24 protein-coding genes and 2 pseudogenes are annotated in these 26,507 nt (G+C 66.9%); 16 read left to right on the forward strand and 10 right to left on the reverse strand.

The annotated features are described in order from the left end of the window. Positions 1-31: 31 nt before the first annotated feature. Together OH768_RS52770 and OH768_RS52775 are read right to left on the reverse strand one after the other, a co-directional pair. A complete protein-coding gene (locus tag OH768_RS52770; RefSeq protein WP_406464734.1) occupies positions 32-1,036 on the reverse strand; it encodes an Acg family FMN-binding oxidoreductase in 1,005 nt (334 codons plus the stop codon). A gap of 125 nt (positions 1,037-1,161) precedes the next feature. Then, positions 1,162-1,863 carry a response regulator gene (locus OH768_RS52775; RefSeq protein ID WP_406464735.1) on the reverse strand — a complete coding sequence of 234 codons (702 nt, stop codon included), beginning with the start codon at positions 1,861-1,863 and terminating at the stop codon, positions 1,162-1,164. 225 nt (positions 1,864-2,088) lie between these two features. On the opposite strand from OH768_RS52775, the gene OH768_RS52780 reads away from it, so the two are divergent. Then, a complete protein-coding gene (locus OH768_RS52780) occupies positions 2,089-2,667 on the forward strand; it encodes a hypothetical protein (RefSeq protein WP_406464736.1) in 579 nt (192 codons plus the stop codon). Between the two features lie 65 nt (positions 2,668-2,732). Here OH768_RS52780 and OH768_RS52785 read toward each other — a convergent pair whose 3' ends face one another. Together OH768_RS52785 and OH768_RS52790 are read right to left on the reverse strand one after the other, a co-directional pair. Then, entirely contained in the window at positions 2,733-3,389 is a 657-nt protein-coding gene (locus tag OH768_RS52785) for a CBS domain-containing protein (RefSeq protein WP_406464737.1), read from the reverse strand. A 34-nt stretch (positions 3,390-3,423) separates the two neighbouring features. Next, entirely contained in the window at positions 3,424-3,888 is a 465-nt protein-coding gene (locus tag OH768_RS52790) for a cyclic nucleotide-binding domain-containing protein (RefSeq protein ID WP_406464738.1), read from the reverse strand. A 201-nt stretch (positions 3,889-4,089) separates the two neighbouring features. Between OH768_RS52790 and OH768_RS52795 the strand changes: the two genes are divergently transcribed. The 4 genes and pseudogenes from OH768_RS52795 to OH768_RS52810 all read left to right on the forward strand — a co-directional run bounded on the left by OH768_RS52795 (position 4,090) and on the right by OH768_RS52810 (position 6,481). After that, entirely contained in the window at positions 4,090-4,290 is a 201-nt protein-coding gene (locus tag OH768_RS52795; RefSeq protein ID WP_406464739.1) for a hypothetical protein, read from the forward strand. Positions 4,291-4,330: 40 nt separating this feature from the next. Then, positions 4,331-4,900 (forward strand): annotated as a pseudogene (locus OH768_RS52800) (replication initiator); the annotation flags it as partial. Then, positions 4,890-5,093 (forward strand): helix-turn-helix transcriptional regulator, encoded by a 204-nt coding sequence (locus OH768_RS52805; protein ID WP_405974034.1) that lies wholly within the window; start codon positions 4,890-4,892, stop codon positions 5,091-5,093. The pseudogene OH768_RS52800 and the gene OH768_RS52805, both read left to right, overlap by 11 nt. Then, positions 5,090-6,481, forward strand: coding sequence for a tyrosine-type recombinase/integrase (locus OH768_RS52810; RefSeq protein WP_406464741.1), 1,392 nt, complete (start codon positions 5,090-5,092; stop codon positions 6,479-6,481). The genes OH768_RS52805 and OH768_RS52810 overlap by 4 nt, the downstream gene beginning before the upstream one ends. A 261-nt stretch (positions 6,482-6,742) precedes the next feature. Here the strand turns inward: OH768_RS52810 and OH768_RS52815 are convergent, their stop codons facing one another. Then, positions 6,743-7,513, reverse strand: a complete 771-nt coding sequence (locus tag OH768_RS52815; RefSeq protein WP_406454771.1) for a transposase — start codon at positions 7,511-7,513, stop codon at positions 6,743-6,745. Between the two features lie 316 nt (positions 7,514-7,829). Here OH768_RS52815 and OH768_RS52820 point away from each other — a divergent pair, with 316 nt between their 5' ends. The 3 genes from OH768_RS52820 to OH768_RS52830 all read left to right on the forward strand — a co-directional run bounded on the left by OH768_RS52820 (position 7,830) and on the right by OH768_RS52830 (position 11,402). Continuing rightward, positions 7,830-8,393: a DUF2637 domain-containing protein gene (locus OH768_RS52820; protein ID WP_406464743.1), complete on the forward strand. Its 564-nt coding sequence runs from the start codon at positions 7,830-7,832 to the stop codon at positions 8,391-8,393. A 176-nt stretch (positions 8,394-8,569) separates the two neighbouring features. After that, the gene (locus OH768_RS52825) at positions 8,570-9,247 is read left to right on the forward strand and encodes a DUF2637 domain-containing protein (RefSeq protein WP_406464745.1); all 678 of its coding nucleotides are present in this window, start codon (positions 8,570-8,572) and stop codon (positions 9,245-9,247) included. A 244-nt stretch (positions 9,248-9,491) separates the two neighbouring features. After that, a complete protein-coding gene (locus OH768_RS52830) occupies positions 9,492-11,402 on the forward strand; it encodes an AAA family ATPase (protein ID WP_406464747.1) in 1,911 nt (636 codons plus the stop codon). 152 nt (positions 11,403-11,554) lie between these two features. Here OH768_RS52830 and OH768_RS52835 read toward each other — a convergent pair whose 3' ends face one another. From OH768_RS52835 to OH768_RS52855, 5 genes and pseudogenes are all read right to left on the reverse strand, one after another. After that, the gene (locus OH768_RS52835) at positions 11,555-12,271 is read right to left on the reverse strand and encodes a cation transporter (RefSeq protein WP_406464749.1); all 717 of its coding nucleotides are present in this window, start codon (positions 12,269-12,271) and stop codon (positions 11,555-11,557) included. Beyond that, positions 12,271-12,633, reverse strand: a pseudogene (locus OH768_RS52840) (ArsR/SmtB family transcription factor). Before OH768_RS52840 ends, OH768_RS52835 begins: the two are co-directional and overlap by 1 nt. A 135-nt stretch (positions 12,634-12,768) precedes the next feature. After that, a complete protein-coding gene (locus tag OH768_RS52845; protein ID WP_406464751.1) occupies positions 12,769-13,932 on the reverse strand; it encodes a DUF6545 domain-containing protein in 1,164 nt (387 codons plus the stop codon). Next, positions 13,929-14,453 (reverse strand): hypothetical protein, encoded by a 525-nt coding sequence (locus tag OH768_RS52850; protein WP_406464753.1) that lies wholly within the window; start codon positions 14,451-14,453, stop codon positions 13,929-13,931. The genes OH768_RS52845 and OH768_RS52850 overlap by 4 nt, the downstream gene beginning before the upstream one ends. Before the next feature lie 79 nt (positions 14,454-14,532). Then, positions 14,533-15,132 carry a hypothetical protein gene (locus tag OH768_RS52855; protein WP_406464754.1) on the reverse strand — a complete coding sequence of 200 codons (600 nt, stop codon included), beginning with the start codon at positions 15,130-15,132 and terminating at the stop codon, positions 14,533-14,535. Positions 15,133-15,537: 405 nt separating this feature from the next. Between OH768_RS52855 and OH768_RS52860 the strand changes: the two genes are divergently transcribed. The 8 genes from OH768_RS52860 (at position 15,538) to OH768_RS52895 (ending at position 26,481) form a co-directional block, all read left to right on the forward strand. Continuing rightward, on the forward strand, positions 15,538-16,398 hold the full coding sequence (locus OH768_RS52860) for a streptomycin biosynthesis protein (RefSeq protein WP_406464755.1): 861 nt from the start codon (positions 15,538-15,540) through the stop codon (positions 16,396-16,398). 592 nt (positions 16,399-16,990) lie between these two features. After that, positions 16,991-17,950: a ParB/RepB/Spo0J family partition protein gene (locus OH768_RS52865; RefSeq protein WP_406464757.1), complete on the forward strand. Its 960-nt coding sequence runs from the start codon at positions 16,991-16,993 to the stop codon at positions 17,948-17,950. A 577-nt stretch (positions 17,951-18,527) separates the two neighbouring features. After that, the gene (locus tag OH768_RS52870) at positions 18,528-20,363 is read left to right on the forward strand and encodes a carbamoyltransferase (RefSeq protein WP_406464759.1); all 1,836 of its coding nucleotides are present in this window, start codon (positions 18,528-18,530) and stop codon (positions 20,361-20,363) included. A gap of 38 nt (positions 20,364-20,401) precedes the next feature. After that, a complete protein-coding gene (locus OH768_RS52875; protein ID WP_406464760.1) occupies positions 20,402-20,533 on the forward strand; it encodes a hypothetical protein in 132 nt (43 codons plus the stop codon). A gap of 237 nt (positions 20,534-20,770) precedes the next feature. After that, positions 20,771-22,384 carry a hypothetical protein gene (locus OH768_RS52880; RefSeq protein ID WP_406464762.1) on the forward strand — a complete coding sequence of 538 codons (1,614 nt, stop codon included), beginning with the start codon at positions 20,771-20,773 and terminating at the stop codon, positions 22,382-22,384. Between the two features lie 27 nt (positions 22,385-22,411). Next, positions 22,412-23,647 (forward strand): acetyl-CoA carboxylase biotin carboxylase subunit family protein, encoded by a 1,236-nt coding sequence (locus OH768_RS52885; protein ID WP_406464763.1) that lies wholly within the window; start codon positions 22,412-22,414, stop codon positions 23,645-23,647. After that, positions 23,644-24,828 (forward strand): cytochrome P450, encoded by a 1,185-nt coding sequence (locus OH768_RS52890; RefSeq protein ID WP_406464765.1) that lies wholly within the window; start codon positions 23,644-23,646, stop codon positions 24,826-24,828. Before OH768_RS52885 ends, OH768_RS52890 begins: the two co-directional genes overlap by 4 nt. Before the next feature lie 405 nt (positions 24,829-25,233). Continuing rightward, a complete protein-coding gene (locus OH768_RS52895) occupies positions 25,234-26,481 on the forward strand; it encodes an MFS transporter (RefSeq protein ID WP_406464767.1) in 1,248 nt (415 codons plus the stop codon). Positions 26,482-26,507: the final 26 nt, after the last annotated feature.

Here is a 26,507-nt window from a genome sequence, read left to right on the forward strand (position 1 = left end):
ACCAGGTCCGCCACCTCTGCCGACGGCCGCTTCAACGGGCGAGCACACCCGACACAGCGGTCGGCGGTGTGCCTTGCTCCAACGCCTGACGCGCCGAGCGGCGGGGTGAGGCGGGCCCCTGCCTGCCGTAGCCCAGGCGGAGCACCATCTGGGCGTGCTCCCGCCGGCCGTCCGCGAGTTGCTCGCGCAGGTCGGGCCACTCCAGTGCCTGGTGCAGAAGGGATGCCCGCACGCCGTGTGAGGTGGCCACCAGCAGCAGGCGTTCGAGCGCCTCTCCGGCGCGCAGCCAGTCGGCCCGGCGGTCGTGGAGTGTGGAGAGTACGGCGATGGACGGCCGCTTCTCGAAAGGGCGGGCGGCAAGCTCCGTCGGATGCCGGTGGGCGCCGAAGTCCCGGACGGGTATCCGCTCCCGGAAGTCTTGCGGACCGATCGCCTCCGGTGGCATGCCGAGCGACTGGGCGTCGGGAGGGTGGACCCAGCGGCGGCTTTCCACGGCTCGGCCGGTGTCGGCGGTGTTGCGCTGCTCGGCCTCTCGCGTCAGCCGTAGCAGGCGGTCGGTTTGCGCGGGTCCGGGGAGGTCCAGCACGGCGCCTTCGGCGTGGGTGGCCTCGGTCAGTTCGGTCAGTACGGAGGCCGGCACCGGCCGGTCGGAGAATGGGAACCGGCTGCTGCGCCGGCGCCACAGGGCGTCGTACAGTTCCGGCGCCGCCGAGAACCGTGGGGTGCCGGCGAGTCGTACGGTGGCCAGCAGGTCCGGTTCGTCGGGCCGGGGGAGTCGCCGGGTCACGGGCTCCCAGCCGTGGTGGGTGACCGCTACGCGCAGGTTGAACAGCGCGCAGCCGACCGAGATGTGCAGGGCGCGTCCCGATGGGTCGGTGTGCCGCAGGCCGCGTTCCGCGACGGCTCGGATCTCCAGGGTGACCGTGTCCGGGTCGAGCCGGAAGCGCCAGGGCTGGGTGTTGTGGATCGAGGGCGCGGCGACGGACGCCGCGATCAGCGTCTCCAGGGTCGGGACGTCGAGAACCGTGCTGGACATGGGGTCTCCTCCCCGCCCCGCACTCGAAGGCGGCAGGGCTGTTCCTGTCCAGCGTGGTCGTGCGGGGAGGGCCGGAGGGAGGGGCCGGACGGACTGGCTGCGCGCCGGATGGCCCGGAGTGCTGCTCAGCCGCCCGAACGGTCGCTGGCCTCCGACTGCTCCAGGTGCGAGGCGAGCACGGCGGCCTGCACTCGGCGCTGGACGCCGAGTTTGGCGAGCAGTCGGGAGATGTGGTTCTTGACGGTCTTCTCCGACAGGTAGAGCCGCTTGCCGATCTCGCGGTTGGTGAGTCCGTCCCCGATCAGCGCGAGGATCTCCCGTTCGCGGGGCGACAGGCTCGCCAACTCGGGTGCGATCTCCGGGGTTTGGGCGGGCTCGGCCCGTAGTGAGCGCATCAGGCGGGCCGTCGTCGCAGGGTCGAGCATCGACTGGCCGGAGGCGACGGTGCGTACCGCCGAGACCAGGTCGGAGCCCTTGATCTGCTTGAGGACGTAGCCGGAAGCCCCGGCCATGATGGCGTCGAGCAGGGCGTCCTCGTCGTCGAACGAGGTGAGCATCAGTACGGCCAACTCCGGCATCTGGTCGCGGAGTTCGCGGCAGACGGTGATGCCGTCGCCGTCGGGGAGGCGCACGTCCAGGACGGCGACGTGCGGGCGTACCGCCGGGGCCCGCACCAGCGCGTGCGCGACGTTCTCGGCGTCGCCGACGACCGAGATGTCCTCCTCGCCGTCCAGGAGGTCGGACAGACCACGTCGCACGACCTCGTGGTCGTCCAGCAGGAAGACGCGGATCGGGTCCTGTGCGGTGAAGGTGCGTGCCTCGGTCATCTCGACCCCTCGTTCCCCGGAGTATGAACGGACTGCGGGCCGTCCGTGACCTCGATCATCACGCGCCCGGCCCCGAAGCACTAGGGCCGACCGGCCCAACCGGCCCTCGTGGCGTGTCCCGACCGGCCCCCCTGCGACGGTCCGGCGGCCCCTCCCGGCGGCGATCGTCCGATGGGACCTTTCTGTTGTTCTCGTCTTGATGACGCTCGTGAAGGGGTGTGACCGATGCGGAAGACCAAGCGAGCGAAGGTCCTGGGGTGGCGCTGGCGGCGCAACGAACTGCGTCGGCACAGTGACGCGGTCGAGGCGTGGATCGTCTTGGCCGCCTGGGCGTTCGCGACGGCCGGCGGTGCCGTGGCGGGTGTGGCAGGTGCTCAGGTTGTGGCGGCCGCGCAGACCAGGCCTGGGGCGGAGCGTCTGCCGGCCACCGCCGTACTGCTCCGCACCGTGCCCCGCAGTGCACGGGCCGCGGCCGACTACAACCGTGTCAGGGCGAAGGTGCGCTGGACCGACGCGCAGGGCACCGTCCGGACCGCCACAGCGGATGTGAAGGCCGGAACCACCGTCGGCAGCACGGTGCCGGTATGGACGGACGGGCACGGCCACCTGGTGGACAAGCCCGCGAGTCCGGCCGTGGAGACGGCACGCGTGGTGATGGGCGGAACGGGGGTTGGACTGGCCGGCGGACTGTTCGTGCTCGCGGGCGGACGCCTGATCCGGCTGCGGGTGGAGCGGCGGGCCACCGAGCAGTGGGGCGAGGAATGGGAGCGGACAGGGGCGCGCTGGGGGCGCAGGACCGGCTGAGACGCCGTTGTCCCGCCGGCAGGTGGCCGGCGGGACAACGGCTTGTGAGCTGAGCACGCTTCCCGCTACGCGGAGCGGTCGGGCTCGTCGAGCTCGAACTGGATGTCCACGACCCCCTCGACGGCTCGCACCAGCCGCGCGGCCACGGGAACCAGGGACGTGTCCCGTACCCGGCCGCCGAGCCCTACGACGCCGTCCCGGACCTCGACCCGCACCACGGACGCCGGGCCGGGGAACAGGTACGCCACCACCTCGCGCCGTACCTCCTCCGCGATCTCCTCGTCGTCCCGGAGGAACACCTTGAGCAGGTCGGCCCGGCTGACGACGCCCTCCAGCCGGCCCGCGTGGTCGACGACGGGCAGCCGCTTCACCTTGGCCCGAGCCATGGTCCGTGCCGCCTGCGCGAGGGTCGCACCCGGCTCCACGGTCAGGGCGGGGGCGGTCATCAGCTCGCCCGCCGTCACCGAACCGGCCTTCGTGAGGTCGGACAGCCGGCGCAACTGCGTGTACCGGTCCGGGTCGCTGTCGCGGAACTCCTCCTTGGGCAGCAGATCGGCCTCCGAGACGATCCCGATCACGCTGTCCGCCGCGTCGAGCACGGGCAGGGCGCTGACCTTCCGCTCCTGCATCGTGCGGACGATGTCCTTGAAGGCGGTCCCTCGAACGACCGTGGCGACGGTACGGGTCATCACGTCGCTCACGATGTGCGGTGATCCATGCATGGTCCCTCCTCGCTCGTCACGGTCCGTCGCGCGGTCACCGCATGCCGCCGCTGCCGTACGGGGCGTACAGGTCCAGCAGCCGGGTGCGGGCGGAGCGGAGCCGGTGGGCCACGATGTCGCCCACCCACTGGAAGACGCTGACGCCGAACGCGGGATCGTCCTGGCACTGGGTGCGTACGGCCGTGGCGTCGAACTCCCAGGCCCGCACCGGTGTCGTCGCCTCGGCACCCAGGTGCCAGGCGTGCGGGCCGAACAGCCAGGACCAGCCGACGAGTTCGTTGTGTCCCAGCGACTCGATGACGGCGGCCCGGCGGCCGGGCACGTGCATGTCGAGGGCGATCGTGCCGGTGCGGATGATCCAGAACCGGTCGGCGTGGGCGCCCTCCTCGAAGAGCCGAGCGCCCTGCGGGATCGACACCTCGCGGGCGAGCTTCATCAGCTGGTCGCGGTGGTCCGCGGGCAGCGCCCGCGGCATCCTCGTGGTCGGGGAAGCGTTCATGGCGTACCTCCGGAAAGCGTACGTATCTGCCACCTCCAGCGTCCGCCCGTGTGTCCCGACGGACCATGGGCCACCCGGCCTGCGGACCGGGCCGACCGGCGCCCCGGGAGAGCCCTACGGCACCCTGTGCCACCGGCCTGTCGGCGGTTCGATGTAACCGAGAGAGGTATTCGACCGACTGAGCACGAGGGGGTGGACACCGTGGGTACGACCTTGACACCTGAGTTCTGGAGGCAGTTCGCCGTCCTGCTGGTGATCGCGACCGTGGCCACCGTCGTGGTCAGCGCGGCACTCGACGCGCTGGTGCTGCGGATGCGCGTCCGTCGGACACCGCAACGACCACCGGTCGCACAGGTGGTCCGCACGCGTCGGCCGGCCCGGGGGACTCCCGTCCACCACTGACGCCGTTCGTTAAGGGCTGATCCCCGCGCTCACTCGTCGCGTACAGGCGGTCGTCGGCCGTGTGCGGCTCGTCGCTCCTGGTGCGGATGTCGTGGGCGCTCGCGTGCTGCGCTTCGGCGAACAGATCGACGTGCGGTCCATCGCGGCGTTCGGAGCGGGGGAGCGGCTGACCTCTGCGGCCGTTTCGAGCTATATCGCGAAGTACGCCACGAAGGGTGCAGAGTCCGCCGGCGCGGTCGACGGCCGGATTCACCAGGCGCGGGAACTGGTCATGTTGCCGGTACGGGCTCACGTCCTCCGCATGATCAGTACGTGCTGGTGGCTCGGTGGACTACCTCCCTTCGAGTCTCTGGGGTTGCGGCGTTGGGCCCACATGCTCGGCTACGGCGGCCACTTCTCTACCAAGTCACGGCGCTACTCGACGACTCTGACCGCGCTCCGTGAGGAGCGTGCAGAACACCGTGCGGAGGAGCAGCGGACCGCGCTCGGTATCAGTGAGCGGTCAACCATCACTGTCGGCCAGTGGCGTTATGCCGGGCGCGGTTACTCGCCGGAGGCGGCACTCCTCGCTGCCTCCGTGCGGGAGGGCGGTGGTCTTCATGGCGCGTGAGAAGACGGCCGAACTGCTCACCGTGCGGCAGGTGCTCGACGAACTGGGCGGGATCTCCCGGCGCACCTTCTACCGCTGGCGCGAACTGCGCCTCGCGCCGGCCTGCATCCGTTTACCCAACGGGGAGTTGAGAGTTCGCCGTGACGTACTCAACGACTGGTTGGCGGAACGTGCGGAGGGGGCCGCGTCGTGAAGTCGTACAAGATCTCCGTGTGGAAGCTCTCGGTCAACAAGACGACCAAGAAGCCAACTCACCTTGTCCGCTGGGTCGTTGATGGGCAGGCGTTCAGCGAGTCCTATAAGACGAGGGCACTCGCCGATCGCTTCAGGGCCAAGCTGCTGCGAGCCGTCGACAAGGGCGAGCCCTTCGACACGGTGTCGGGGCTGCCCGACTCGCTGCGGGGTGGCAAGGCGGCGCTGACGTACCTGGAGCTGGTGCTCAAGTACATCGATGCACGCTGGGCTGAGGCGTCGGCGAAGCAGCGTGACAGCATGACCGACGCGTTGGCAACGGTCGTCCCTGTGCTGGTCAAGCCGGTTCGGGGACGGCCAACTCCGCAGATAGTGCGGCGTGCGCTGCGCTCGTACCTCCTTCCCGTGTCACGGAGAAAGCAGGATCGGCCGGAGCAGATTGCTTCGGCGGTGCGCTGGATCGAGCGGGCCTCTCTGCCTGTAGCGGAGTTGCTGGAGATCGCTCGCGTGCATGAGTTGATCGACGGTCTCGGACGCAAGCTGGACGGCAAGCCCGCGGCCACGCAGACGTATCGGCGGCGGCGAGCTGTTTTGTTCAACTCGCTTGAGTATGCAGTCGAGTTGGAGCTTCTGCAGTCCAACCCGCTGAGCCGAGTGCGCCGCAAACGTGGCAAGCGGGCGGTGCAAGAGGTCGACCGCCGAGTCGTCGTCAACCCGCGGCAGGCGCGGGAGTTGCTGACCGCGGTGACGTACGTCGGCGGCTACGAGCGGGCGAGCGGTCGACGGCTGCGTGCGTTCTTCGGGTGCCTGTACTACGCCGCTATGCGCCCCGGTGAAGCGCTCGGCCTGCGTCGGTCGGACTGCGTACTCCCTGCCTCGGGTTGGGGACGTATCGAGCTGGCCGAGACGCGTCCGACGGCCGGCAAGGCGTGGACGGATTCCGGGGAGGCGCACGACCGGCGGGGCCTGAAGCAGTGTGCGGAGGGTGAGGTGCGCATCGTGCCCATCCCGCCTCCGTTGGTGAGCCTGCTCCGTGAGCATCTGAAGGAGTTCGGTACTGCCAAGGACGGCCGGCTCTTCGCCAGTGAGCGGGGCAACGTCGTAGCGGCCTCGTCTTACTCGCGCGTGTGGAAGCAGACGCGAGAGCTGGCGTTCCTGCCCGAACAGGTCTCGTCGGTACTCGCCTTCCGGCCGTACGACCTGCGGCACGCAGGCGTGTCCCAGTGGCTCAACTCCCGTGTGCCCGCACCGGAAGTGGCGGCACGCGCCGGCCACTCGGTTGACGTCCTGCTGAAGATCTACGCCAAGTGCATCGACGGCCAGGAGCAAGAGATGAACGACCGAATCCTGAAGGGTCTGGGAGAGGGGGTGGACACCTCCGAAAAGTGAAACGGTCTGCAGGACCGATCGACGCGAAGCCTCGGAGAGATCCGGGGCTTTCGTCATGCCCGAACCACTACGCTGAGGGAGCTGAAAGTGGCGCGTGACCTGCGGCGAAGGCAGTCAAGATCAACACGCTATTACAACGTGATCACTGGCAAACGGCTGCTTTTGGCGGCATCTGCCTGCACATACGCGAAGACCCCGTCTTCAGCTAAGCGTTGTCCCGTAAATGATCTTTGATGTGCTGGATGCCCTGCCTTTTCTCCGTCACCCGGCGAGGGTGATGTTGTGCAGGCGGGCGATGCCGAGCATGGCGTGGTGGACACCGGCCCCTTTGAGGCGGCAGTCGCGGAGGATTTTCCAGGTCTTCATGCGGGCGAAGGCATGCTCGACGCGGGCGCGGACTTTGCGGTGGGAGGTGTTGTGTTCCTCTTTCCATTCAGGGAGTTGGGCCTGGCCCGGTTCACGTCGGTGCGGGATGACCAGGCCGGTGCCGCGGTAGCCGCCGTCCGCGATGACCGTTGTCTTGCCGACGGCGTCCTTCGCGCCGGACAGTTCCCACGCCTTGCAGTCGTTGCGGTTGCCGGGCAACGGGCGGCCGACGGCGACGACGAGCCGGGTGTCGGCGTCGATGACGACCTGGTGGTTGGTCGAGTAGCGGTAGTTCTTCGACTGCTCGGCGACCTGGTGATCGCGGGTGGGGACCAGGGTGCCGTCCACGATCAGCACGGCGTCCTTGCGGAACCGCCTGCGTTGCTGGAGGGCGAGCGCGGGTCCGAGGTGGTCGATGATGCGGTCGGCGGCCGACTTCGACACCCCGAACAGCGGCGCCAGTTGGCGCAGGGTCAGGTTGGTCCGCCAGTAGGCGGCGACCAGCAGCACCCGGTCCTCAAGCGGCAGGCTCCACGGCCGGCCCTTGCGCACCGGGTCGGCGCCCTCGCGTCGCAACGCCGTGATCAGCTTCCCGAACTGACGCGGACTCAGCCCGGTGAACGGGGCTATCCAGGACGGCTCCGACGCCGTGATCACACCAGCCACGACAAGATCATCTCATCCCTGACCAGCAGTTACGGGACAAGTCTTAGAGCGCTGATGGCGGGGTCTTTGGGCACCAAATAAAAGGTGCCCCCGGGGGGGGACTATCCGCAGATGGTTGCAGGGCTGACCAGCTGTTTCTTGTGGGGCGGCTGGTGGTGGAGGGGCGGTTCCGTCCTGCGGTGTGGGGGGCGGGGGTGCGATGAGCGACTCAGGTGTGGAGTCTGTCTCGAGCCGGGAGCCGCGCAGGGCGGCGGGAGGCGGGTCGTCTGATCTTGACGCGTGGTTGCGGCGGGGCTGTGCTTTGGTGGTCGCGGGGGTGGCGGCGTATGGCTCCTATGTGCATCAGCGGGAGTTCGCATTGCAGGGTGGTGCGGATGCGGCGAGTGCGTCCCTGTGGCCGCTGAGCGTGGACGGCCTGCTTCTGCTGGCGACGCTCGGCCTGCTGAAACCGTCCGGTAGCGGTGGGCGCCGGGCACGGTATGCGGTTTGGCTGGCATTCCTGCTCGGGATCGCGGTCTCCTTGGCGGCCAATATTGCGGCCGCGCCTACCCTGGCTTGGAAGCCGGTGCTGGTGGCCGGCTGGCCGCCGGTTGCACTGCTGCTCTCGGTGGAACTGCTGGCTCACCGGCCCTCAACGCAGGCGGGGACGGAGCGCAGTGGCGCCCCCAGCACTACCGACGGTGACGATGATCGTGGTATCGCCCGGGACGATTCGTTGTTGGAGCAGGCTCGACGAGTGGACGCTCGGCATCGAGAACTGCATCAGCGCCCGGTGTCGGCCGAGTCCTTGCGGAAGGAGCTGCGGATTGGCGCAGACCGGTCGAGACAGCTGGTCGCGTTGGTGCGGGCAGCCCGTAATGGAAGCGATCCAGGTGGTTGAGAACCCGGCGTACGGCCCGGCTCGTCTGTCAACAGGGCTCTGACCTGGCCTTATGGGCCGGTCGGAGCCCTTTGCCGTGTCGGGGCACTTCCCGCTTCCACCTGCGAGTTCCCGGGAGTTCCCGTGGAAGTGTGCACGCGTTGTGCACTGGGGCGGGGCGCCGGATGGTGGGCTCGATGAGTGCTGATGTCGGGCCTCAGGAGAGGGTTGCCGGGAGCCGGAGCTTCGACCTGGACGTGTGGATTCGGCATCTGTGTGCTCTCGTGGTGGCCGGGGTCGCGGCCTATGCCTCGTATGTTCATCAGCGGGAGTTCGCGTTGCAGGGTGGGGCCGATACGGTCAGTGCTTCGTTGTGGCCGCTGTCCGTGGACGGCCTCCTGCTCCTGGCCACGGTCGGCCTGTTGAAGCCCACGGCGCCCCACACGCGCCGGGCGCGAGGTGCGGTGTGGGCGGCTTTCTTGCTGGGGATCGCGGTGTCGCTGGCCGCGAATGTCGCGGCAGCACCGGCTCTGGAGTGGAAGCCGGTGCTCGTCGCGGGATGGCCCCCAGTTGCGTTGCTGCTGTCGGTGGAGCTGCTGGTGCACCGCCCGGCGGATCGGCCGGATGCCATGCAGGGGCAGTTGGGAGGGCGAAGGGGATACGCGGAGAGCGAGCGGCCAGACGATGGCGACGATCCATTGCTGGTGCGGGCTCGGACGCTTGATGCCCGGCACAGGGAGCTTCACCAACGCCCTGTCTCGGCCGAGACGTTACGGAAGGAGTTGCGAGTCGGAGCCGGGCGATCAAGGCGGTTGGCGGCTCTGGTGCGGGGGAGTCGCAACTACGGGCCGAGTGCCGAGGCGCCCCGGGTGTGATCGAGCACAGGGGGCCCACCAGTAGGTTGTTGGTCGGCTGGCGGTAGACACTCGACGACACCCTTGCCCTCGCCGCTATGGACCTGGTCCGAAGAACTGCGCCTCCGCTGACCGACTGCGTCGTACCGCGCGAGCAAGAATGAGCGCTGGAACAACGGACCCTCCGCGGCCGATGTGCGGGAGAGGGGCGTCGAATATGGCAAATGGCTCGAAGTGTATGGGTATCTAAGGGCAGACTGGTCGTATGCAGCTCACTCAGGTGCGAAGTCGCCTCTATCGCAACATCGTTGACAGTGGCGACGTCGATATCGCGCCGGACGTCACGGCCTTGGTGGGGAAGAACGAGAGCGGGAAAACAGCGCTGCTGTCAGCGGTCTACCGTTACAACCCCGTGTACCCGGAGCATTCTTTCAGTGTGGGGCAGGACTATCCGCGGTGGAGAAAAGTCCCGGATACCCGTTCGGGGGTGATCAAGAATGCGATGCCGATCACCTGCACGTTCACCCTGGATGATGCAGACCTGAAGGCTGTCGCTGATGCTCTCGGACCTGATGTGGTCACGGAGCGTCAGTACTCACGGTCCATCCTCTATGAAGGCAGTCACACGGTCAATCTGACCGTCGATGAAGCTGCTGCCCTGCGCAACGTCTACGACGTCGAAGAACTGCCCCATGCCCTGCGAAGTGTCCTGGGGACCCTGGGCCTTGCCGCGGCCCTGGAAGCCGCGGAGGGACTGGAAGCCGCAGAAGACGAGGAATACACCGCGGCGGACATTGAGCGCTTCGTCAGTGCTGCACGCGGGCGGCTAGGTGACGCCAAGCGTGCCTGGCAGCGGGCTGTTCGCATCCTGCGCGAGCGCGAGCCGAAGTTCTTCTACTTCAGCAACTACCAGAACCTTCCTGGCCGGATCGCGCTGACTGACTTCGACGGGCAGGGGGAACAACCCGGCGCATCCCCGACCCAGACGGCCCGAGCTCTGCTGGAACTCGCCAGTACGACCACTGGGGCTCTTGCGGCCGAAGACTTCGAGGAGCGCAAAGCTGAGCTCGAAGCGGTGAGTAACGACCTCACACGACAGGTTTTCCAGTACTGGAAGCAGAACCCGGATCTGTCGGTGGTGATCGACATGGACAAGACCACGGTCCAGCATCCCAACGGCCAGCATGCGGTCGCCAGTTACCTCGATATCCGTGTCAGGGACAGCCGGCACGGCTTCACCAATAACTTCTCCGCCCGCTCAACAGGCTTCCAGTGGTTCTTCAGCTTCCTCGCAGCTTTCTCGGAGTTCGAGAACTACCCGCACGGAGTTGTCGTCCTGCTCGATGAACCCGGGCTGAGTCTGCACGGCCGCGCGCAGGCTGACTTCCTCCGCTTCATCAACGAGCGTCTCGCCCCGGTAGCCCAGGTCATCTACACAACCCACTCACCGTTCATGGTCGAGACCGCGCACCTCGACCGCATCCGGATTGTCGAAGACCGCGGCCCGGATACAGGTGCCGTGGTCACCAAGGAAGTCCTCGCCGTCACCGACGACTCTCTCTTCCCGCTCCAGGCCGCCCTGGGCTATGACATCGCCCAGAACCTCTTCGTAGGCCCCGACAACCTCGTGGTCGAAGGAACCAGCGACTACACCTACCTCACCCTCATCAGCGACTTCCTCAAAGAGGCAGGCCGCACTCATCTGGACGATCGTTGGCGCATCTTGCCCGCTGGCGGGGCCACGAATATCCCTGCCTTCGTCGCGCTCATCGGCACAAACCTTCAGGCAACGGTCCTCATCGACAGCACCCCGGCCGGAGTCGCCAAGCTCAAGAACCTCACGAGCAAGGGCCTGCTGTCCCCCAAACGACTCCTGCTCACGGACACCTTCAGCGATGGCGTCAAGGACAGCGACATCGAGGACCTGTTCTCCCTGGGCGACTACCTCAAGCTGTACAACGCCGCCTTCGGCACCAAACTCAAGGTCAGTGACCTGAACGGCGCCGACCGTGTCATCGCGCGCATTGGCCGGGCAACCGGAGCCCCGTTCAACGAACATGGTCGGCCGGCCGATGCCCTGCTCCGCAAGCGGGACAGCCTTCTGGCGGGGCTTTCCGAGACGACCTTGAGCCGCTTCGAGCAACTATTCACCGCCATCAACAACACCCTCACCTGACCAATCAGAGTGTGAACATCAATGGGCGGGCCGCTACCTCCTGGCTTGGTGGCTGCCGGAATCTGCGGATTGCATGGTGTCCGCTGGGCGGCCAGACGGTGGGTCCGGCTGTTGGCCGAAGAGGTTGGGGACGACGGCAGGCCGAGTTCAGTTCAGTTGCAGCACGAGCACCCGGGAGCGCAGCCGCAGGAATCCGTCGTGCCGTCGGCCTCCTTGAGCGCCGCAAGGCCGGTGGGGTCGCGGCAGTCGTCGCCGCGCCAGGCGTCCCGGCCCTCCTTGACCGCGACGGCGGCGATGACCAGGGCCGCGATCGGGTCGGCCCAGCTCCAGCCGAGCAGGGAGTTGGCGAGCAGGCCGACGAGGAGGACGGCCGACAGATATGTGCACAGCAGGGTCTGCTTGGAGTCGGCCACGGCGGAGGCGGAGCCCAGTTTGCGTCCGGCGCGGCGCTGGGCGGCGGACAGGAACGGCATGATCGCCAGGGACACGGCGGCCAGCACGATGCCAGGCGTGGAGTGTCCGGCCTCGCCGGTTCCGGTCAGAGCGCGGGCCGAGTCGATAGTGACGTAGGCGGCCAGGGCGAAAAAGGACAGCGCGATGACGCGCAGCGCGGTCTTCTCGCGGGCCTCACGGATGGTGTGGTCGGCGGCGGAGAACTGCCAGGCGACGGCCGCCGCCGAGGACACCTCGACGATCGAGTCCAGGCCGAAGCCGATCAGGGCGGTGGAGGAGGCGACGGTGCCGGCGGTGATCGCGACGACCACCCCGATGACGTTGTAGGTGATGGTGGCGGCGACCAACAGGCTTATGCGCCGGGCCAGTTGGGTGCGGCGGGCCGGAGTGGGGCCGAGAGAGATCGTGGTCATCATCAGCAGCCCTTTTCGTCGGCGTCCACGCAGGTGCGGTCGGCCTCGACGGCGAGGACAACACCGCGAAGGTCGTCCAGGGCGTGGCCGAGGCGGGCGTCGGCAAGCTAGTAGCGGACGCGACGGCCTACCGGGACGGCGACGACGATGCCGCGGTCGCGCAGGCAGGCGAGGTGGTTGGAGAGCCGAGTGCGGGAGATCTCCAACTGCTCGGCGAGGTCGGCCGGGTGCGCGGGTGCCTCGCGGAGGGCGAGGAGGATGCGGCAGCGGATTGGGTCGGCGAGCGCGCGGCCGAAGCGGGCCAGGGCGTCGATGAAGGGGTCAGCGCGCTCGCGGAGAAAGAAAGCCCCCGGCGGCGATTTCATCCTCCACCGGCTTTTGGTCTTGTTCGCAGAGATGGAACGCACCCTCACCGCCGAACGCGCCGCCCACGCCCGCGCTGTGGCCGAAGCAGCCAGCCGACAGATCGGACGGTTGATGCTGTGTCCGGGACCTGATGCTCAGCTCTCCGCCGGCGGCGAGGGCTCCGCACCGACGCGCGCGGGCACGGATCGATAAGCCCTGACCATCCGGAGAAGGAAGGCCCGTTCGTCCGCGAGATCTGTGCTGGCCGTCGAGCTGAAGCCCGGCGTACGGGGCGTTAGATCAAGCTCGCGGAGTTTAGCGTCCTGGGCGCTCTTGACGGCGGCGGCCAGGGCGGCGGCGCCCTGGGCCGCCTCGACTCTCGGCCGCCTCCGGGGCGACGGCGGCGCTTGGGGAGAAAGGCCATGGTCGGTAAGTGCCAGAATGGCGTCCCTGGTCTCGATGATCCTGCGGTAGGCGAGCACGCGATAGGGCATCCGGGGCCACACGACGTCCCAGACCCGGTGCCGCGGTGTGGCCAGGGCCACGTGCGGAACAGCCCTGACGAGGTCGTGCCACATCGGCCACAGGCGCCAGGCGGTGGCGATGTCGGAGACGGTGCGTCGGAACACGGAGTACGTTGGCACCAGGATGGCCAGGGCGCGCAGCACGCCGTGCAGGTCCATGAGCAGGGGAAGCCAGGGCAGCGGCCAGTCGGCACCGGTGGTGACCCGGACGATATACCCCAGCCAGTAGACCGCCACCAGAGCCGTACCCAGGCCGAAAAGTCGTAGGCTCAAGGTCAGGGACCAGTGCGCGGAGGTCGCGCCGTAGCGCAGGCACATCAGGACGCAGAGTGTGTTGGCCCCCAGATGGGTGTTCATGACGACGAGCCAGTAGACGAGGGAGGGGCTTGGCGGCCCGCTGGCGGGGATGCCGATCCACAGGTGCGGCTCAGCCGCGAGATCCAGTACGAGCAGGACGGTCACTATGGAGCCGGTGGCTAGGACGAGGGCCGTCTTGAGATGACGGACCTCAGTGGTGACCTGGGCCACGAAGGAAAGCACGGCTCCTGCGGACAGCACGCCGAGGACGTTCCTGGCCGCTGCCACGATGTTGGCGTCACTGTGGCGGGCGGCCTCGTGCAAGACGGCCGGCAGATCGAGCGTCATGGCTGCGGCTGCGGTGGCCACGGCCAGCAGCACACCGCGCTGAGCCGCTGAGCGCAGGCCGGAGGGGGCGCGCAGCAGCACCGCGGTCCACATCAGCAGCACGCTGGGCAGCTGCAACCCGGTGCCGAGTGTCGCGGCGTCGTGGGTCATGCCGTGCCGCGTGGCGGGGCCACCCCCATGGCCGCTTCCAGGCGGCCGAGGACTCCGTCGGCGTGCCGATTTGCGGGCTCGCTCATAAGGGTCCCGAGGAGACTGGCGAACAACTCCGCCTCTTGTTCCTGGCTGGTCGCGTAGTTCGTGCGGCGCAGGAGACGTTGCACCGTGCTCACGTCGAGGTCAGGCAGGAGCGCACCCCAGCCGGTGCCGCCGTCGCTGTCCGACGGCCAGTGGTCGAACAGCACGTGCCCGATCTCATGGAGGACGATGTGCTCCTGGTGGAGCAGCGCGGTGCGCTGTTCGTAGAAGATGTGGTCTTCGGCATCGGTGGCCAGCCACATACCGCAGGCGCCAGCGGTGGCCGCGCCATGTGGCAGCGGATGAAGACGCAACGGTCTTCCGCGCCGTGTTGCGATATGGCGGCACAGAATCTCGATGGACAGGGCGGTGGGGAGTTCCAGCCGGTCGATCGCTGTTTGGCAGCGACGACGCAGCCTGAAGGATCCGTTCGACATGAGTGTCCGCGTCGGGCCCTTTCTTCGCGTGGGGGATACCGGGACCGAGGGGGTGGGTACGGGATCAGTGCCTTCGAGCTCAGGGGCAGTCCGGCCGGTCGTCGTCGGCGTGGGAGGTCTTGTGGGGCTGAATGTCATGGGTCCGCGTGGCTGGCGGGGGCTCCTCCTGTTCGCTGACGTGCCCGAGATTCTCCACGCGACGGACTTCGTTGACGATGGCGAGGATGGCGTCCAGGCTCGCGGACGACAGGCCCTCAGCCCTGAGCGCGAGGCTGCGCACCTTCGTGTCGCGGAGCGCGACGGCGAGTTTCAACTGGGCGTCGACCCGACGCGACACATCGTCGTTGACGAAGTACTCCAGCGGGACGCCGAAGAACTCGGCGAGTACCGCAAGTTGCTCCAGCGTCACATTGCGTTTTCGACCGGTGGCGAGCTCCCACAGATAGGTCCCGGAAATTGTTCTGCCGGTGCTCTCTCGGATCAGCTGGGCGAGCCGCGCGTATCCCGGGCGTTTGCGCTCGTCCGGGTAGAAGGTCGCTATCAGGCTGCCGAGCCTTTCGTCGAGGTCCTGCAGCAGAGGCCGACTCGTGTCGCGATGCTCTGCCCCACCCCTGTCCATACGTTGCCTTTCGCGCGTCCGCTCCAGTGGACAGCGCCACCTCGGATCAGTCTGGACCATCTCGGGACGCAGAGTAAGCGCAATCCAGCCGACCTTCCGGTGGTTGAGCTCGGGCGCGGCTCGCTCGTGAAGGGCGCGATGCCTCGTGCGCAGGCGGCCGACGAAGGCGATGACCTGGAAACAAGACTTGAGAGGTGCAGACCGAGCGCACGTCCTGGACAGTCGTGAGATGTTCGCCCACTGTGGCTGGAACAGTATTGTCCGCTCCAGCGGACGCGTTGACGCTCCACCGTCCGCTGTCTAGCGTCATGTTGCGTGAATTCTGCTCAAGGTGCGAACAACGCGTGGCAGGCCGCGGACCAGGAACGGGTTACCCCGGACGGTCACACTCTGGCGGCGACCCTGCCGCTTGACGCGCTGGGATGCACCGACTCGCCGCGGACCGCAGGCGTAGATGAGGCGCATGTGCAGAAACTCGCCCGCGTCACCGGGCCGTTGCCCCCCATCGTCGTGCACAAGGCGACATTGCGCGTCGTCGACGGGGTTCACCGCGTACATGCGGCCCGGCTCCGCCGGGAGGCCCGCATCGGCGTCTGCTACTTCGAGGGACCGGCGGAGGATGTCTTCGTTGAAGCGGTGCGGTTGAACTCGTCGCGTGGGCTGCCGCTGACGCAGGCCGATCGCACGGCTGCCGTCCTGCGGATCCTGGGCACACATCCCCAGTGGTCGGACCGTCTGATCGCCTCGGTCTCAGGGATGACCGCGGGCACCGTGGCGGCCGTTCGGAGGTGTTCAACTGTCCAAGGCGAACAGTTGAACGCGCGCGAGGGCAAAGACGGCAGGCTGCGGCCGGTGGACCCGGCGGAGGGACGCAGGCGGGCCGGCCTGCTGCTGACCGAACGACCAGATGCTTCGCTGCGGCAGATCGCCGCAGAAGCCGGAGTTGCTCTCGCTACCGCTCGTGACGTGAAGCAGCGGATGCGCCGTGGTGAGGACCCTGTCCCGCGCAGGTTCCGTGAATCCGATGCCGGAGCCAACCTGGGCGGTGCCGCGCCGAGTATGGCCGGGGGGACGCCGTCTGATGCCGCGGATGCGGACATGGGTCTCCTGGTGGCGCGGCTCTGCAAGGACCCGTCGTTGCGGATGACAGAGGCAGGCAGGGCGCTGCTCCAGATGTTGAGCGTTCCGGTCGTTCTCCAGGGTGACAAGACACAGCACTTCGTGGAGGCCGTACCCGGACACCGTGCGACTTCGGTGGCCCTTGCGGCCCGCGGGTGCGCCCGGCGTTGGCTGGATTTCGCAGAGTTGCTGGAGCGCCGCACCTGACGAACTGGCGAACGCATCGGCCTGCGCGTGCTGGGCGACTATTCCCGGTGCGAGTGCGCACAGGCACGCCGGATGTCGCGGTTTGCATGAGCGCCCGGCACGTGGCCCCGACGTAGTTCTCCTCGCGGTCCCACGAGGCTGCAGGGCGCGCGAATTTCCCATCCAGGCCATGTCTGTCGGGAGTGGGGCCAGGGGCTGTTGTGCGGGTTGAAAAAGCTTGCTGCCCCAGGTCTACTGATGCAGCATGGGAAGTGATCCATTCCTATTACCGCGCTGGATCGAGCAGTGGACACCTATACGCCATTCGACGGGGACGCGAAGATTGAGCGCCAGAGCGTGATAGTCAGTCAGGAAGCAGCCGTACATTTCCACGTTCGGGCGCATCGGGTGCATCGGGTGCTGATGGGCATAAGGGCGAAGACTTCGGCAGTCGACCTTTTCTGTCGCAGTGTTCGACGCGATACACATCACGCACGAACAAACTGCTGTCGCAAGGCTGCCGTCGAAGACCGTAGAACGGCACGGAATTCGTTGGCCGTTCTCAGGGTGTGCACTCCGACTGTCTGGTGCGGCTCGATGGAGAAGGGGGCTCATGGACGTCTCGAACGACAGGGTGCTCGGAGATCAAACAGGCCTGACAGTGGAATCCGGCGACCGGACAATGGTGTGTTCTGTATCGATAACTTCACTTCACGTGGGTGATTCGCTGCGACAGAACGGAGTCGACAACAACCACGCCCGTTTGTTGGCCGAATCTGAAGGAAAGCTCCCGCCGATTCTGGTGCACCGTCCGACGATGAGGGTGATCGACGGGGTGCACCGGCTGCTGGCGGCCGAACTGATGGGCCGTGAGACCATCACCGTCCGGTTCTTCGACGGCAACGAGGACGAGGCGTTCGTCCAGGCAGTCCAGGCGAACGTTGGGCACGGACTGCCCCTGACCCTCGCGGACCGCACGACAGCCGCCACGCGCATCGTGCGCACCCACCCCGACTGGTCGGACCGGAGAGTCGCCGGCCTCGCCGGTCTGTCGCCCAAGACGGTCGGCGCCATACGTACGAGGTCGACTGAGGAAATTCCTCAGTCGACGGTGCGGGTTGGCCGGGACGGCAGGGTAAGGCATCTGCCGAGACGGAAGGCGAGCCCCGGAATCCCGGACGTTCCCGAGGAAAGCGCGTCGGCGGGCGACGGCTCACCGGTTGCCGTGACGCGGCGCGGACTACCAGTCGTTCCTTTCTCGCGGCCAGCTCCGCGTACGGCGGAGCTGGCCCTGCGGTCCGGCCCGGCCGCCGTCCCGTGCCGGGGCGGTACCGCGGACCGTATGGCGAGATACCAGGCACTCTGCCATGACCCCTCTTTCCGGCTGACCGAGACTGGTCGTTTCCTGCTGCGCTTGTTGGAGCTCCATATTGTCCGGGTGGAGGAATGGGATCGATTGATTGCCAACGTGCCGCCGCACCAGGCTGATTCGGTGGCGGATCTGGCGCGGGAATGTGCCAAGGCGTGGCTCGACTTCGCAGAGAGGGCCGCGCATTCGGGAGTTCGGGTGTAATCGCGGCACGTCTGGCTCGTCAGTAGCCCGAGGGTCGAGGGGTGCGGCTCCCCAGGTCATGGAGTCCTCAACGCCCCACGATCTGGCCAGAAAACGCGCCCGCTGACGTACCATCGCCGAGAAAGCGACGGCACACGAACGCGTCCTACTTATCCGCGGCACAACCGTTCCCTGCCTGCGCATTGACGGCCGTCAGCAGGGAACGATTTGACATTTTTCCCGGGGCGGGAGCACAGCTTGACGATGAGAAACCGCCCTCAGTACCATCTTGGTCACTTACTGGTCAGGCACGGATCTCGGCGATCGAAGATCCCGCTGCATTCAGGTCGCGGTTGTACTCATCGGACCGGTGTCATTCTCCTGATTCCAGAGCGGGTAGCCCCATCTAAAGCATGAGTTTCCACGTAGGCTCACGGAAAGGTTGGTCATGTCCAAGGTGCTCTGGAAAATACCTCTCATTGGTGGCCTTCTCAGGAAGCTGTCGTTCCGCCGGAAAAAGAAGGAAGACAGCGACGCTACGATGTATCCGCTGTACTGATTCCGGCCGTGGCTTCGCCGCACCTAAGGGGACGTTGAGATGCCTGACCTGGTGCTCGGGATTTCCTCCTATTACCACGACAGCGCTGCGGCTCTGGTCGAGGACGGCACCCCCCGCGCGGCGGCCCAGGAAGAGAGATTCAGCCGACGCCGTCACGACTCCTCGTTTCCCGCCCAGGCAGTCCGGTACTGCCTCCAGGAGAGCGGAACCAAACTCGATGACGTGTCAGCCGTCGTCTACTACGAGGATCCGGGGTTGAAGTTCCGGAGGGTCCTGACGACCTTCGCCGCGGCTGCCCCGTACGGGTTCGCTCCCTTCCGGGAGGCGCTGCCTGCTTGGCTCAAGTGGAAGCGACGTGCAAGCGACACCGTGCGGGACGAGCTGGCCGGACTCGGCCTCGGACAGGCTCCCCCCATCTCCTGCCGACGCCATCACGCCTCGCATGCCGCCTCCGCCTTCTTCCCGAGCCCGTACGAGTCTGCTGCGGTGCTGTGCATCGACGGTGTGGGGGAGTGGGCGACCACCACGCTCTGGCACGGCCGGGGCTCGAACCTCCAGCAGCTGGCCGAAATCAGATTCCCGCACTCGCTCGGCCTGCTGTACTCGGCCTTCACGTACTTCTGCGGCTTCAAAGTCGACTCGGGCGAGTACAAGTTGATGGGACTGGCGCCTTATGGTCGGCCGCGCTTCGCCGAAGTGATCCGCCGCAGGCTCATCCACATCAAGCCGGACGGCTCCTTCCGCTTGAACATGCGCTATTTCGCCTATCTGCACGACCATGTGATGACCGGCCGCCGCTTCGAGACGCTCTTCGGAGGACCGCGGCGCAGTCCCGAAGGCCCGCTCACCGAGCGGGAGTTCGATCTGGCCGCATCGGTGCAGCAGGTCACCGAGGAGGTCGTCATCCGGCTGGCTCGGACAGTGTGCGGGCTCACTGGGGAGCGAAGACTGTGCCTGGCGGGCGGGGTTGCCCTGAACTGCGTCGCCAACGGAAAGCTCGCCGACCGGAAGATCTTCGACGAGATCTGGGTGCAGCCGGCCGCAGGGGACGCGGGTGGCGCATTGGGCGCGGCCCTCTCCGTCGCGATGGAGCGCGGTGCCCCGCGTGCCCACCTGGGTACCGGACGCGACGGGATGGCGGGAGCTCTCCTCGGGCCCGCCTACGACGACGAAGCGATCCGGGCCTACCTCGACGAGCATGGGTTGCCCTACTCGAGGCCAGAGCCCGACGCGTTGATCCGGGAGACCGTGGCAGCACTCGACGGCGGAAAGGTCGTCGGGTGGTTCCAGGGGCGGATGGAGTTCGGCCCCCGCGCGCTGGGCAACCGGTCGATCCTGGGTGATCCGCGCAATTCCGCGATGCAGTCGACGATGAACCTCAAGATCAAGTTCAGAGAGTCCTTCCGCCCCTTCGCACCGTCCGTGCTAGCGCCCGATGCACGCGACTACTTCCTGCTCAACCAGGAGAGTCCCTACATGCTGCTGGTGGCCGACATCGCGCACAGCAAGAGGCTGGCGGGTCCCGTACCCGAGGGGATCTCAGGCCTGGACCTGCTGAAGATCCAGCGATCCCTGCTGCCTGCCGTCACCCATGTCGACGGGTCGGCGCGGGTTCAGACGGTCGCCGAAGAGGACAACCCCGTCTACTACCGCCTCTTGGCCGCCTTCAAGGAGCGCACCGGCTGCCCGGTGCTGGTCAACACCTCCTTCAACGTGCGCGGCGAACCGATCGTGAACACGCCGGCCGACGCCGTCACCTGCTTCATGCGGACCGACATCGACATGCTCGTGCTCGGTGGCTTCATCCTGCGCAAGGAAGAACAGCCCGCATGGCGCGAGGGCGGCGACTGGCGCAGCGACATCCCACTCGACTGACCTCACCAGCCGCCGATCAGGCCCCTGGAGGCGCGCACATGCGCAGAGCCGCCCTGTTCTTCTTCTACTACCTCGTCCTGACGCCGGTCGGCCTGCTGTGCCGGGCGGTGCGCGATCCACTGCACCGGGGTATCCGGCCCCGAGCGAGCAGCTACCTGATCCGGCGGTGAGGCCGCCCGGCATCCGCTGCCCGGCACGCGGCACGCGTGGCCTCCTTCCCCACCGCATTCCACGGCGAATGCACCGACAGTGCGGAGAAAAAACCATGCCACGTCCCACGACCGACTGCCGGGTCCCGGATGCGGGTCCGGCCGGACCGCACCACTGCGCGCCGCCATGGGTGAAACCGGGCAGTTCCACCGGCCGGCGCGTGCTGAAGCAGGACCGTCGCGGAGGCTTGGTGTGCGGTGCCACTGTCTGACGCGGCGCGGGTCGCCGGCGAACTCGCGTTAACCCTGGTCCTCTACCGCTGGGTGGTCTCGCCCGTGACCGCGTGGTGCGCCATGCGGCTGGGCACCGGCCGCTATCCCGGCGAGGCGCTCAACGGGGCATATCCGGAGGGGGCGTTCAGGCCACGGAAGGTGCTCCTGGCGGGTGCCGTCGTCGCCGTCCTCAGCGCGGTCGCCGCGGTCTACGGGGGCGCGGCCCGTGAGGGCCTGGCGTGGGTGCCGACCGTGGCGCTGGCCCTCGTCCTGTGGAAGTACCTCACCCTGGACTACGACGCTGCCCTGGGCATCGGCTGGCAGCGAGCCGACAGGCTGATGGTCCTCGTTGCCGGTGCGGCCGCGCTCCGCTGGCCGTGCCTGGCCCTGGTTGCCGTGGTGCTGTTGTGCGGGCGGCTTGGCGGCTGGACGCACCACTCGAACGTCTGCATCCGGATGGTGAAAGCCGCCTTCTGCTACTCGCTCGTCTTCGGTGTTATGCACGCGCTCGGGGTGGCACCGACGGGCCCACGCAATACGACCCTGGCGATCCTTCTGGGCAGTGTGTACCTGAGCCACTACGTGATGGCGGCCTGGAGCAAGGCGAAATTGGGGCGCTTTCCCTGGTCGTGGGTGCTGGAGAACCGGACCGACCTGCTGGTGGCCACCTCCTACTCCTGGGGGTGGGCGCGTTTTGTGCCGGCCCGGACCGCCTCACGGGTCGTCAGACGACTGCGTCCCGCCGCGCCCCTTCTCAACGGCGCGACCATGTTCGTCGAACTCGCCGGGTTCCTGGCTTTCGCGCATATCTGGCTCTTCGTCTTTGCCGTCTTCGGCGCCGTCCTGTTCAATTGCGTGGTCGCGCTGACCTCGGGCCTGCTTTTCTGGGAGAACATCGTCATCGGCGTCGTACTGGCCATCTCGTCCGTCTTCGTCTCGCACGGCGGCGATCCGATCCATTTCGGCGCTTGGTCCTGGCTTCTCAGTGTGGTCCTCATGGCCCTGGTACTGACAGGATGGGCCTGGCGCCCCAATATTCTCGGCTGGTGGGACACGCCACTTTCCGCAAAGGTCCTGTGGTCCGTGGAAACCGATGACGGTGAGACCTACGGCCTTTACAACGACTTCATGAGCCCACATGATCGTGAATATGCCAGGACCGCCGGGAGCGCACTGATCCGGGAACCGGTGGTGACTTTTCCCCTCGGCGGCGTGGAAGACTCCGAATTAAGAGACGCCCTGGTCGGAGCGCGGCCATTTTGTGAAGATATCGAGCTGGCCAAGGGACTATTCGGGACGACAGTGTGGGACGAGCGCCGCGCAGCCCGGCACATCGACTACGTCTGCAACCTTCTTGCCGCGGTGAACGGCGGGAAGCCCAAAAGCCCATTGCCCGGAGCGTTGCGTTGGCTGAAGGCGCCGGGAGGACATCTGTATTACTGGGGCGATCTGCCGCGCTACTGCAGATCGAAAGGCCACATTTCAAGGGTCGAGGCGTGGTACCGGGAAGAGCTGTATGCGAGCGAGCAATGCGAATGGATTCGCTTGCGCGATGAACTGCTCGTTGCCGTAGACATTCCCAGGACCAGTCGGAACTGAGTCCAGCATGTGTATCGGAGGACAACCATGCACGTCGTACTCGTGGGCCCGCGCTCAGAGATCGTACGTGGGCTGCGCGCCGACGGACACGAGATCACCCTGCTGTACGAGCCGGGCCACCGCGGGCGGGTGGCCGCCCTTCGAGACCAGGTGGACCGCGTCTGCGCGGTGGATTCCTATCGCAAGGTCGAGTCCCTCTGGTCCGCCATCCACCACCTGGAACCGGTGAACCCGATCGGCGCGGCGGTCACGACGACAGAGTGGGCCGTCGTCGCCACGGCGCTCCTGGGCCAGCTGACCGGGGCCCGATCCCTCACTCCGGCCCAGGCGCTCGCCTGTCGCGACAAAGGCGTGCAGAAGAAGAAATGGAATGCCGCCGGGGTGCCCACGACAGCATGGCGCGTCCTGTGCAACAGTCCTGAGTCGGAAGCCGAAGCGGAACTCTGGCTCGCCGAGAGCGGTCTCCCATTCCCACTCGTCGTGAAGCCGTTGGCCGAGGGCGCGAGCAAGTCCGTGATGGTGGCACACACATTGGACGAGTTCGTCACGGCAGCCAATTCCATCGACGGCGGTCGGGCCATGGTCGAACAGTTCGTCGAGGGCCGGGAATGGCATTTCGACGGCATCGTGCAGGACGGAAAGCTGTCGGCGTTCATGGTCTCCCGATACAGTGAGCCGCTGCTCTGTACGAAATATGGCAAGCCCATTCGCTCGATAGCCATGACGCCGGCGCTCCATCGAGACGTCTACGATTCGTCTGCCGACCTCGCCTCGCGCGCGCTCCACGCACTGGGACTCACCACCGGCGTGTTCCATCTCGAAGTGTTCGGTGAACCGGGAACGTTCGTCGCCAGCGAATTGGCGTGCCGTCCGGGCGGCGGGATCGTGGGCGAGATGACGGAACGGGTGATCGGTGTGAACATCTATGAGGCGAGCGCGCGCGTCATCACCGGGGATCACATACCGCGGTGGGCTGAGGAAACAGAACTGACCCACGGCTGGACCATCCTCCCCACCGCCCCGGGAAAGCTGAACAATGTCGAAGCCGGAGAAATCATGAAGATTCCGGGAGTGGACAAAGTGATCATGCGACTCGAACGCGGAAGCACTATGCGCGACATGGCGGACGCCTCGACCCTGGGTGTCGGCTGCGCGGCGGTGAAAGCGCGTTCCGTTGACGAGTGCCAGCGCATGATCGACGCGGTGGTGGCCGCAGTGGAAAAGGTCCATGACCGTGCCCCCCTGGCGGTGGCGCAGTCATGAACTCTTCCCGCGACGCAGCTTTCACCTCCGCGATCCGCTACGACCCCCTCGATCCCGACACACTCGCGTCCCCCTACGCCCTGTACGCCCGTCTGCGGGAGAAGACTCCCGTCTTCTGGCACGAACAGTTGGCGTCATGGGTGCTGACCCGCTACCGCGATTGCCGTGACGTCCTGCGTGACCACGAACTCTTCGCCCGGGACCGCCGCCGGGTGGGTGAGGACGTACCGGAGTTCCGGCAGAGCGTGCAGTCCCTGGACCCGCCGGACCAGACTTCCCTGCGGGGCCTGTTCATCAACTCCCTGCGGGCGCAGGATCTCGACGGCATCGGCCGACGGGCACGCCGGCAGGTCGCGGAGATCTTCGATCGCATGTCCGGCCGGGCGGAGTTCAACTGGATGACCGAGGTCGCCGCTCCCGTCTCCCTGTCGATCACCGCGGAGCTCCTGGGAGTTGAGGAGCCGGAACTAGGGCCGTATGTGCAGATATCGGACGCGCTCGCTCGTCGGATGGACTACGGACTGCTGCCCGGTGTCGTCGAGACCGGGGACCGGGCCCGGAAGCAGTTCAACGCCTTGGTCGACTCCTGGTTCGAGACCAACGACCGGCCGGGCGCCCTGCAAGACGTCCGCAAGAACGCCGCGAAGGCGCGGGTCCCGGAGCACTACATCCGGAACACCACCAGTGTCACGTTCAACGCGAGCTTTGGCACCGTGTACGCCACCGCGGGCAATGTGGCACTCACCCTTCTGCAACATCCCGAAGCGCTGGCGCAGTTGCGCGACGAGCGTCTGCTCGGCACCGGTGTGGACGAGCTGATCCGCTTCGACGGACCGGCGCAGGGCACCAGTCGCGTAGCGACCGGGCGGACCACGATCCGGGACACGGTGATCGAGCCCGGCCAGACGGTGCTGACCCTGATGGCGGCCGCCAACCGGGACCCAGAGCAGTTTCCGCGCCCGGACGAACTGGTCCTGGACCGGTCTCCCAACCCGCATCTGGGCTTCGGCTGGGGGCCGCACGCCTGCCTCGGAACGATATTCGGCCAGCTGGCGGTGAAGCAGTTGGTGATCGGGCTCCTCGACGCCGGTACGCCGCTGAGGCTGGCCGGCACCCCGCAGCGCCGGCATACGGCGACGGTGCGGAGCCTGGACACCCTGCCCGTCACCTTCCGTCAGTGATGGCACGCCACTCAGTCTTCATGGGCGCGGACCCGCACACCCAACCGTGTGCGAGTCGTCGCCTTCCCCCGGCTCCGTCGAGCCACGGAAGGGACGTCGTGTCCGTGATGAATCCGCTCACCGACCCGGGAGGAGGTGCCCCATGAGTTACGACCACTGAGAATGAGCCGGTGGATGGGCCCGGCAGCGGCCGGGCCCATCCACGCCGGGGAATCAAGGGCGGCAACTCGAACAATCGTGGTACGCGCAGTCCCCGCCCGGACAATTTTCAGGCAGGTCAGGAAGACAAGGAACTCCTGTTCATGAGTGGCCGGGCCATCAACTGCTTTGCAAACAGGGGACATTGATGTTGTAGTCTCTGACGTCTCTTCGCCGGGCTCCGTACGTGTCAAGCAGGATGTGGGAATGAGTCTTAAAACCGAAGCCACAGCAGACGATCCGGACCAAGGGGTGGATGTCGCCAGCCCCTTCCATCTGCCGGCATTTCGTTGGTTCTTCACGGGACGGCTTGTCTCGCTGCTCGGCAGCTCGATGACTCCGGTGGCACTGTCCCTCGCGGTACTCAACGCGTCGAACAGTGCCGGCGACATGGGTGCGGTGCTCACCGCCAATACGATTCCCCTCATCGTTTTCACACTGGCCGGCGGCGTGGTAGGCGACCGGTTCTCGCGGCGACTGGTACTTCTGCTGTCGAATCTCGGTGCCGGTCTGACGCAGGCTGTTGTTGCTTTCCTTTTGATCTCCGGGAACTACCATCTCGGTTCCTTGATTGTGCTGGAAGCCCTCAACGGAACAATGGCAGCCTTCACGAACCCGGCTCTGCGTGGCATCGTCCCGGACATCGTGCCCAAGTCGCAGATCCAGCGCGCGAATTCAGTGCTGGGATCGGCCAAGAACGCGGCAAAGGTACTGGGCCCGACCGTGGCGGCCACCATGGTGGCGACCACGAACGGCGGGTGGGCCATCTCCGTCGACGCCGCCACGTATTTCGTCGCGGTGGTCTGCATGTTCCGGCTCAGGCTGACCGGCAAGACGCCACCACGGAAGGCCAGCGTCTTCGTCGCCCTCCGTGAGGGCTGGACGGAATTCCGGTCCCGGACCTGGGTCTGGACCATCGTCGCGTCGTTCGGCGTCGCCAACTACATCCAGGTCGGCATCTGGACGGTCCTGGGTCCGCTGATCGCGAAGGAGCGGATCGGCGAGACCTCCTGGGGCATGGTGCTCAGCGTCAGGGCGGTCGGCATCCTGCTCATCGCGGTGGTGATGTACCGCATCACCCTGAGACACCTCCTGCCCGTGGCGCAGCTGTGCGCGAGCCTGGTAGGTCTTCCGCTGATCGCCCTGGGGCTTGTCGCGAATGCGTACTGGCTGGCAGCCACCGCGTTCCTGGCCGGGCTGAGTTTCGGGCTGTACAGCATCGCCTGGGAGACCACGCTTCAGGAGAACATTCCGCATAATATGCTCTCGCGGATCTCGTCGTACGACAATCTCGGGTCGTTCATCGGAGTTCCGGCGGGGCAGCTGTCGGCCGCCCCCATGGCGAGTGCCTTTGGGGCGTCCCGCGTTGCACTCATCGGCGGATTCCTCTGGATCGCCCTCACGCTCTGCCCGCTCGCCGTTCCTTCCGTGCGGGGCATGAAACACGCGATTTGAGACAACCATTCGGACGGGTTTTCTTT

The sequence above is a fragment of the Streptomyces sp. NBC_01622 genome (genome assembly GCF_045209635.1).
Lineage (GTDB): Bacteria > Actinomycetota > Actinomycetes > Streptomycetales > Streptomycetaceae > Streptomyces.